5 protein-coding genes, 17 tRNA genes and 1 rRNA gene are annotated in these 7,308 nt (G+C 45.4%); 22 read left to right on the top strand and 1 reads right to left on the bottom strand.

Annotated features, from left to right (window positions below; translation table 11 throughout):
- From EDM21_RS20310 to EDM21_RS20225, 18 genes are all read left to right on the top strand, one after another.
- A 23S ribosomal RNA gene (locus EDM21_RS20310) occupies positions 1-127 on the top strand; the annotation flags it as partial.
- Positions 128-402: 275 nt separating this feature from the next.
- A tRNA-Asn gene (locus EDM21_RS20305) sits at positions 403-478 on the top strand.
- A gap of 3 nt (positions 479-481) precedes the next feature.
- Positions 482-571 (top strand) — tRNA-Ser (locus EDM21_RS20300).
- 9 nt (positions 572-580) lie between these two features.
- Positions 581-652: transfer RNA gene (locus tag EDM21_RS20295), tRNA-Glu, on the top strand.
- Positions 653-706: 54 nt separating this feature from the next.
- Positions 707-782 (top strand) — tRNA-Val (locus tag EDM21_RS20290).
- Between the two features lie 17 nt (positions 783-799).
- Positions 800-873, top strand: a tRNA-Met gene (locus EDM21_RS20285).
- 10 nt (positions 874-883) lie between these two features.
- A tRNA-Asp gene (locus EDM21_RS20280) sits at positions 884-960 on the top strand.
- Between the two features lie 46 nt (positions 961-1,006).
- A tRNA-Phe gene (locus tag EDM21_RS20275) sits at positions 1,007-1,082 on the top strand.
- 16 nt (positions 1,083-1,098) lie between these two features.
- Positions 1,099-1,174 (top strand) — tRNA-Thr (locus EDM21_RS20270).
- A 7-nt stretch (positions 1,175-1,181) separates the two neighbouring features.
- A tRNA-Tyr gene (locus EDM21_RS20265) sits at positions 1,182-1,267 on the top strand.
- Positions 1,268-1,272: 5 nt separating this feature from the next.
- Positions 1,273-1,346 (top strand) — tRNA-Trp (locus EDM21_RS20260).
- Between the two features lie 15 nt (positions 1,347-1,361).
- Positions 1,362-1,437, top strand: a tRNA-His gene (locus EDM21_RS20255).
- A 30-nt stretch (positions 1,438-1,467) separates the two neighbouring features.
- A tRNA-Gln gene (locus EDM21_RS20250) sits at positions 1,468-1,539 on the top strand.
- 8 nt (positions 1,540-1,547) lie between these two features.
- Positions 1,548-1,622, top strand: a tRNA-Gly gene (locus EDM21_RS20245).
- 10 nt (positions 1,623-1,632) lie between these two features.
- A tRNA-Cys gene (locus EDM21_RS20240) sits at positions 1,633-1,706 on the top strand.
- Positions 1,707-1,717: 11 nt separating this feature from the next.
- Positions 1,718-1,806, top strand: a tRNA-Leu gene (locus tag EDM21_RS20235).
- An 18-nt stretch (positions 1,807-1,824) separates the two neighbouring features.
- A tRNA-Arg gene (locus tag EDM21_RS20230) sits at positions 1,825-1,901 on the top strand.
- 9 nt (positions 1,902-1,910) lie between these two features.
- A tRNA-Leu gene (locus tag EDM21_RS20225) sits at positions 1,911-1,993 on the top strand.
- 237 nt (positions 1,994-2,230) lie between these two features.
- On the opposite strand, the gene EDM21_RS20220 is transcribed toward EDM21_RS20225, so the two are convergent.
- Positions 2,231-3,025 carry an alpha/beta fold hydrolase gene (locus EDM21_RS20220; protein WP_157338246.1) on the bottom strand — a complete coding sequence of 265 codons (795 nt, stop codon included), beginning with the start codon at positions 3,023-3,025 and terminating at the stop codon, positions 2,231-2,233.
- Between the two features lie 699 nt (positions 3,026-3,724).
- Here EDM21_RS20220 and EDM21_RS20215 point away from each other — a divergent pair.
- The 4 genes from EDM21_RS20215 (at position 3,725) to moaA (ending at position 7,307) form a co-directional block, all read left to right on the top strand.
- Positions 3,725-4,675, top strand: a complete 951-nt coding sequence (locus EDM21_RS20215; protein WP_157338245.1) for a fumarylacetoacetate hydrolase family protein — start codon at positions 3,725-3,727, stop codon at positions 4,673-4,675.
- A 457-nt stretch (positions 4,676-5,132) separates the two neighbouring features.
- Positions 5,133-5,504 (top strand): hypothetical protein, encoded by a 372-nt coding sequence (locus EDM21_RS20210; protein ID WP_068773841.1) that lies wholly within the window; start codon positions 5,133-5,135, stop codon positions 5,502-5,504.
- 112 nt (positions 5,505-5,616) lie between these two features.
- Positions 5,617-6,297 carry an MOSC domain-containing protein gene (locus tag EDM21_RS20205; protein ID WP_157338244.1) on the top strand — a complete coding sequence of 227 codons (681 nt, stop codon included), beginning with the start codon at positions 5,617-5,619 and terminating at the stop codon, positions 6,295-6,297.
- On the top strand, positions 6,297-7,307 hold the full coding sequence (gene moaA / locus EDM21_RS20200; protein ID WP_157338255.1) for a GTP 3',8-cyclase MoaA: 1,011 nt from the start codon (positions 6,297-6,299) through the stop codon (positions 7,305-7,307). Before EDM21_RS20205 ends, moaA begins: the two co-directional genes overlap by 1 nt.
- Position 7,308: the final 1 nt, after the last annotated feature.

Genomic DNA, 7,308 nt, shown 5'->3' with positions numbered 1-7,308 from the left:
AGCCCCCCTCAAGATGAGATTTCCCAGTATGTAAGACCCCTTGAAGACGACGAGGTAGATAGGTTGGAGGTGGAAGCACAGCAATGTGTGGAGCTGACCAATACTAATCGGTCGAGGGCTTGACCTACAGGTCTTTACGAGAGTAGAGGCCGTCATCNATGAGATTTCCCAGTATGTAAGACCCCTTGAAGACGACGAGGTAGATAGGTTGGAGGTGGAAGCACAGCAATGTGTGGAGCTGACCAATACTAATCGGTCGAGGGCTTGACCTATAGGTCTTTACGAAAGTAGAGGCCGTCATCGGAAGCATCGCGTAGGCGGTGCACCACAAGATCTTTGGATGGATCTTTTACATCTTTCGCTGCTAGTTTTCAGGGTACAACCCTGATAAGTTTTCTTTATTCCCTGATAGCTCAGTTGGTAGAGCACTCGACTGTTAATCGAGTTGTCACAGGTTCGAGTCCTGTTCGGGGAGCCATATGGAGAGGTGTCCGAGTGGTCGAAGGAGCACGATTGGAAATCGTGTAGGCGAGAAATCGTCTCGAGGGTTCGAATCCCTCTCTCTCCGCCATCTATATATGGCCCGTTGGTCAAGGGGTTAAGACACCTCCCTTTCACGGAGGTAACAGGGGTTCGAATCCCCTACGGGTCATCATATAAATAAACTTTGACAAGTTTAACATTTATGATTATAATGTAAATCTATGGACGCTTAGCTCAGCTGGGAGAGCATCTGCCTTACAAGCAGAGGGTCGGCGGTTCGATCCCGTCAGCGTCCACCATATGTAGCTTTAACTGACGCGGGGTGGAGCAGCCCGGTAGCTCGTCGGGCTCATAACCCGAAGGCCGCAGGTTCAAATCCTGCCCCCGCAATTAATTACCTGGAGCTGTGGTGTAGAGGCCTAACATGCCTGCCTGTCACGCAGGAGACCGCGGGTTCGAATCCCGTCAGCTCCGCCATTTTTTACAAAACCAAGTATATAAATGGTCGGTCAACATATAATAAGGCTCGGTAGCTCAGTCGGTAGAGCAGAGGACTGAAAATCCTCGTGTCGGCGGTTCGATTCCGTCCCGAGCCACCATTTATGAATTTCATATGCCGTTGTAGCTCAATTGGTAGAGCAACTGACTTGTAATCAGTAGGTTGGGGGTTCAAGTCCTCTCGACGGCACCAGTTTCATGGAGGCTTAGCGAAGTGGCCAAACGCAGCAGACTGTAAATCTGTTCTCTGACGAGTTCGGTGGTTCGAATCCATCAGCCTCCACCAGTTTTAGGGGCATAGTTTAAAGGTAGAACAGCGGTCTCCAAAACCGTTAGTGTGGGTTCAATTCCTGCTGCCCCTGCCAATTAAATACTGTATGGCGGTCGTGGCGAAGTGGTTAACGCATCGGTTTGTGGATCCGACATTCGGGGGTTCAATTCCCCTCGTCCGCCCCATTTCTTACTAGCTAGTTAAACAACTGATGTTGGGGGTTAGCCAAGCGGTAAGGCAACGGACTTTGACTCCGTCATGCATAGGTTCAAATCCTATACCCCCAGTACATTATGCGGAAGTGGCTCAGCGGTAGAGCATCGCCTTGCCAAGGCGAGGGTCGCGGGTTCGATTCCCGTCTTCCGCTCCATATTTCTTAAGGCGCCATAGCCAAGTGGTAAGGCAGAGCTCTGCAAAAGCTTTACCCCCAGTTCGAGTCTGGGTGGCGCCTCCACTATTCTTCTTGCCGGAGTGGCGGAATCGGCAGACGCACAGGACTTAAAATCCTGCGGTAGGTGACTACCGTACCAGTTCAAGTCTGGTCTTCGGCACCAAAAGTGACTTAACAGTTTGTGCCCTTAGCTCAGCTGGATAGAGCGTTTGACTACGAATCAAAAGGCCAGGAGTTCGAATCTCTTAGGGCACGCCATATACACCTGCCGGTGTGGCGGAATGGCAGACGCGACGGACTCAAAATCCGTTTCTCGCAAGGGAGTGGGGGTTCAAGTCCCTTCACCGGCATAATTTAAAACCCGATGTTATCAACAGATAACATCGGGTTTTTCCCTTTTATAAGAAAGCTGGTCTGAGACGATATGGTAAGTAAATTACGGATGGAGCCTTTAATGAGGGTTCAGGATAAAGAACATAAACAAAAAGCCTGTAATACACACTTTTGAAGTGGAATTACAGGCTCTTTTGCATGCGCATGTATAAGGCTAGTCATGGACCAGGCAGATAGATCTTAGCTCTCAATGGTTATAAAGCAATGCGATTAAGAAACTGCTCTAGATGTTGGTTAAATGCTTGTGGATTTTCACGTGTTGTCAGGTGTGCGGCTCCTTCAATTTGAACGTACTCGGCTTGTGGAAGTTGGGAAGCCATCGTACGCATGAGCTCAGGAGTTGTAATGGTATCTTTTTCACCTGCGATAACTAATGTAGGAACCTCAATCTCAGCTAATAATTCGGTGGAATCTTTTCGGAATGCCATAGCTAGTGTGGCATGAACGAGACCTAAAGCATCCATGTCGAGGATTTGTTGGTTTAATTCTTCTGCAAGTGACGGACGGCTTGCCAAAGTTTCCTCTGTTAAAAGTTTGGGAATCATAGAGTCAGCAGCAGCGTGCGTTCCTTTCTCCAATAGAGAAGCCGCCATTTTCATACGGTTAATTTGCCCTTCAAGAGGATCGGCATCAGGTCTTGTATTAGCGAGAACAAGCCCTGCAAAGCGTTGGGGAGCTTTACGCATTAAACTGAATGCCACATAGCCGCCCATTGAAAATCCGGCTAGCACAGCTTTTTCCACTTGAAGTTGGTCCAATAAAAGTAATAATTCATCTGCCAGATGATCCAATGTAATCAAATCCTTATGCGGATCTGATTGGCCTAGACCTCTAAGGTCAGGGGCAATTACACGATGGGTGGTTTTAAAATAATCAATTTGATCCTGCCACATCCGGTGATCTAGAGGAAATCCGTGTAAGAGGAGCAAAGCAGGTCCGGAGCCTTGTTCCTGGTAATAGGTTTGCAGCCCATGAATGGTTGTAAACATCGATATTCTCTCCTTTTAAGTGCAGCCATATTTATTTATATATTAGCCTTCTTTAGTTTGACTGACGTTAGATTGATTGAATTTTTTCATAAAATCATGTCGAAGTTGTATACAGTCAGGTAAAATTAGGGTACACAGCTGAACAGCCATTCCATAAACTATGGAATTGTCATCATTTTCCTTTATTTATAAAAATGTTGCAGGCTTCGACAGACTCTCTGCCTTTAAATTATTTCCTCGGAAATTGTTTATCACTATCTGTAGAATCTATACAGAAGTCCGCAAAAAAACGTACAAAAGGAACTCTTACACTTATACCCACGAATTAAAAAGTTGAATCCTCATTTTATTTTATGATCGGAGTCTTAACTTATTATGTGTGTTTGAGTCTTAAGCTATTATGTAGGATAGACAGGCCGAAATAGATAGGAATGTTTGTCGAGTTTTGGGAATGGGTAAATAAGAAAATGTGGATTTAAGAAGTGTGGTAAGGGAGCAGCAATAGACTGTAAATAGTTAAAATAAGTTGCAGCGATTGTAAATTGTTAGTCCGATAAGTACCAAAGTTGTTTGGTTTTGAACGAATAGGAATTAAATTATTCATGGGCACTTGTTCAGATAAATAAGAATTTGTAAGTTTAAAGTATGAATGGTACTGTCTGGATAACCAAAGTGCTATTAATTGTAGGAGGGATATACATGAAATTTGTAACGTTTATGGGCGAAGATGGACCACGTTTGGGGATTAAACTTGAACAGGGAGTGTTGGATGTTGCGGAAGCTGTAAAAAACCTGCCGGATTGCAACGGGGGATCAGTCCCCACACATACTCATGCTTTAATAGAAGGCGGAGAAGAAGCAGTGGAAGCTCTTCAGAGATTGGTTGATGCTCTTCCTGAGTCTTCAGTTAATGAACCTTATTTATTAGAAGAGTCCTCACTGGTGTTCTGTCCCAGCGTACCCAATCCGGATAAAATTATCTGTGTAGGGCTGAATTATCAGAAGCACGCGGAAGAGACTAAAGCTGCAGTGCCGGAGCATCCGATCCTATTTAACAAATTTAAAAATGCGTTGACGGGTCATAATTGTGACGTACCTCTGCCGGAAGTGACGAAAGAGGTCGATTATGAAGCCGAACTAGCTATTGTTATCGGTAAAAAAGCAAAAGACGTCCGTAAGGAAGAGGCATCTTCTTATATCTTCGGATATACTTGTGCGAATGATTTGTCCGCAAGGGATTTGCAGAGAAGAACAAACCAATGGATGATCGGGAAATCTTGTGATGGTTTTGCACCTCTTGGGCCGTATCTCGTAACTCCCGGTGAAGTGGGCGATCCGAATCGTCTGAAGATCCGCTCTCTTGTAAATGGAGAGGTGCGTCAAGATTCTAATACTTCCGATATGATTTTTAATGTAGAGGAGTTAGTCAGCTATATCTCTCATCATATGACGTTAATGCCGGGGGATGTAATTCTTACGGGAACCCCGGAAGGAGTTGTAGTAGGATATCCTCGTGAAAGCCGGGTTTATTTGAAGGATGGAGATCAGGTAACGGTCGAGATTGAGCAGCTGGGTTCTCTGACCAACAAGCTAATCACGGAGAAGAAACTACAAGACGGCAAACCTGTGGGCCATACTTTAGGCGTGTAAATGCAGGGATGTGTAAGAGGCCTCCGATAAAGGATCAAATGAGCTCAGGGGCTTTGGATATGTAAAGGATCACGACTATGTAAAAGAAAATCACTGAAGTATCCCTATGGAACATAGCATGCAGAGGGGTGCTTTTGTTAAAAAATGCAGAGAAGTATTCGCGGCAGCGAATGCTTCTTTTTTTATATTCGATTTAAATCATATTAATCCAAACGGATAACTGGTTTTAGGGGGATAAAGTAAACAAGCTTATTTTCTAATTAAAAAAAGGAGATGTCAGGTTTAAAATTGAGAATTTAAAAGAAAATGAGGGAATTCGAAGAACATTATTTCTTTTTGGGGGTAGCATTACATTTTCCTAAAACTTCTTTAACAATTGTTTGCTATCCTAATCTTATAAACATTAAGTTTAGATAAAGCCGGGTCTTAAATCGATAAAGAAACGGAGTTGTTGTACATGGCTAAAAAATCTTGGTCGACACAGGAAATGGACAGACTCTGTACGCTGTCAAAAGATTGTCCGCCGTCTGTTATTGCCAAGGAGTTATCCAGACCAGTTACTTCCGTGCGGAAGAAGCTGCGGGAGATTGGCGTGTCATACGTTAAAGGGGATGAGTGGAAGCGCAAGCAGGTACAGATGTTGATTTCCAATGATAACAGGGGCGAACTTCCCCGTAGAAATAGAGAAGAGATGACTGAAGAAGCTCAGGTTCTAAATGAATTTTGGACAACGCTGCTTTCTATGGCCAGTGTGGCTAAGAAACAAGGAAAACGGGTAGACGTTTTGTCTTTCATAGATACGTACCGGAAAATTAAATTAGGCGGCTAAGTAATTCTCGTACAGAAGAACATTCTGCAAGGGGATTCTTTTTTTTGCCTATATGCGACTTCTCCTTCTTTTTTTGCTATATTGGTTAAAAAGATCAGGGAGGAGAGGTCCCATGTCACCCAAAATTGTCTCTGTAAATGTCGGGAAACCGAAGACAGTTCTATATCGCGATAAACATCTGGAAACAGGTATTTACAAAAACCCGGTCAGCATCCCGCTGTACTTGTCAAAAGTTCAATTGGATGGCGATGGACAAGCCGATCTTGCTGTTCATGGCGGTCCGGACAAAGCACTTTGTGTCTACAGCACCGATCATTATTCCTACTGGGAGGAGCTTCTTGGTCCTCTTTCATTCGGGGCATTCGGTGAAAATATAAGCGTTGAAGGGCTTACGGAAAAGGATACCTGCATAGGGGACATCTATGAACTGGGGGAGGCCCTTGTACAGGTTTCTCAGCCCAGACGCCCCTGCTTCAAGCTGGGCTACTTGCATGACAATCCCAAGCTCCCGCTGATAGTCCAGGAAACAGGCTATACCGGTTTCTATTTGCGCGTTCTCAGGGAAGGATGGATACCGGTACAACCGGCATTTACTCTCGTTGAGCGTCATTCTCAAGGACTCTCGGTTGATTTTGTTAACCGCTGCAAATACAGCAAGACGGATAACTTTGAAGATTACCGGACCATTCTGTCGAATGAGGCTCTAGCCGAGAGTTGGCGAGGTTCATTTGAGAAAAAACTGGCAGAGGCGGATCAGACCGTAAGTGCGAATGCCGACAGGGGGCAGGGATGATGACCTTTCCTGCTAAGCTGGAAGACAAATTTGGAAGGCTGCACGACTATTTACGGATTTCGGTAACGGACCGGTGCAATTTACGCTGCGTCTATTGTATGCCGGAAGAAGGATTAGCATTTGAACCGGATGACAGTCTGCTCCGTTTTGATGAAATTACCGAAGTGGTACGCGTTCTTGCCGGGCTCGGGGTCAGCAAACTGAGAATTACGGGAGGAGAGCCGTTAGTCCGTAAAAACTTACATCTTCTTATAGCTGATCTGGCCGACATACCGGGCATTCGCGATATTGCACTTACCACGAATGGTATTTTTTTTGCTCCGCATGCGGAGAAGTTTAAAGAAGCGGGATTAACCCGCTTGAATATCAGCCTGGACTCTTTGCGGGAAGACCGCTTCAGAACGATTACGAGAGGCGGGGACTTAAAGCGGGTTCTGGCGAGCCTGGATGCCGCATATAGGGTTGGATTTGAGCCCGTTAAGCTGAATGTGGTCCTGATGAAGGGACTCAATGAAGATGAGATTGACGATTTTCTACAAATGACAATTGACAAGGACATCCAGGTGCGGTTTATCGAATATATGCCGATCGGTCACCAAGATATGAGTTGGAAAGAACGTTATGTCCCGCTTTCCCGTGTGTTGGAAAGGTGTAAGGATAAGGGCTGGGCATTTGAAGCGGCCGGGGTTCTCACTGGAAATGGGCCTTCACAAAATTACCGCATACGTGGAGCAAGAGGGTCATTTGGTCTGATCCACCCGGTAAGCGATCATTTCTGCGCCTCATGCAACCGGCTCCGTTTAACGGCGGATGGTAATATCAAGCCGTGTCTCTATTGGTCGCATGAATATAATGTCCGCGCTTATCTGGGTGATGAGAAGGCGCTGCAAGAACTGTTTTTCAAGGCTCTCGCTATCAAGCCGGAAAGCCATGAAATGGCTAAAGCGCTAGTCGGAGAATCACCCTCGCATGAGCCCACTCTTCGCAGAATGTCTCAAATTGGAGGCTGAC

This window comes from Paenibacillus lutrae (genome assembly GCF_009757775.1).
Taxonomy (GTDB): domain Bacteria; phylum Bacillota; class Bacilli; order Paenibacillales; family NBRC-103111; genus Paenibacillus_F; species Paenibacillus_F lutrae.
This window is presented reverse-complemented; position numbering and strand designations above follow the sequence as displayed.

Bases quoted from the DNA above. Each gene is read 5' to 3' on its own strand.
- moaA (WP_157338255.1), top strand. From the start codon at position 6,297: ATGACCTTTCCTGCTAAGCTGGAAGACAAATTTGGAAGGCTGCACGAC.
- EDM21_RS20220 (WP_157338246.1), bottom strand. From the start codon at position 3,025: ATGTTTACAACCATTCATGGGCTGCAAACCTATTACCAGGAACAAGGC.
- EDM21_RS20215 (WP_157338245.1), top strand. From the start codon at position 3,725: ATGAAATTTGTAACGTTTATGGGCGAAGATGGACCACGTTTGGGGATT.
- EDM21_RS20210 (WP_068773841.1), top strand. From the start codon at position 5,133: ATGGCTAAAAAATCTTGGTCGACACAGGAAATGGACAGACTCTGTACG.
- EDM21_RS20205 (WP_157338244.1), top strand. From the start codon at position 5,617: ATGTCACCCAAAATTGTCTCTGTAAATGTCGGGAAACCGAAGACAGTT.